The sequence below is a fragment of the Streptococcus mitis genome, assembly GCF_905187535.1.
Lineage (GTDB): Bacteria > Bacillota > Bacilli > Lactobacillales > Streptococcaceae > Streptococcus > Streptococcus mitis_BS.
The window spans coordinates 1-307 of sequence record NZ_CAJJIE010000051.1; the positions used below are offsets into that span (position 1 = coordinate 1).

The 307-nt window shown below is 26.7% G+C and carries 1 pseudogene; it reads right to left on the minus strand.

Features of this window, described 5'->3' with window-relative positions:
* Nucleotides 1-172: 172 nt before the first annotated feature.
* Nucleotides 173-307, minus strand: a pseudogene (locus JQ841_RS05775) (helix-turn-helix domain-containing protein); the annotation flags it as partial.

Consider the following 307-nt stretch of genomic DNA (forward strand, 5'->3'; position numbering starts at 1 on the left):
TCAATATACTTGATAACACAAGAAATCAAAATGTTACCAAATTAGAACGGGAAACAAAATCAGTATAGTTATTTGAGATACCATGGAAAAATTATAAGGCTGATAGTATTAATTTCACTATCAGCCTTACAGGTTATTTAACGTTTCAGAAAAACTATAATGTCAAGATTAACTAAACAGTATCTAATTCTTTCAAATAATTTTCTATCTTCATCAACATTAAAGGATTGTTATAAATCTTACATAACTCTTTTGCTTCTATATAATAATTTTTGACTTGTTCTTTGTCTAGAAATTTGGCTCCAGC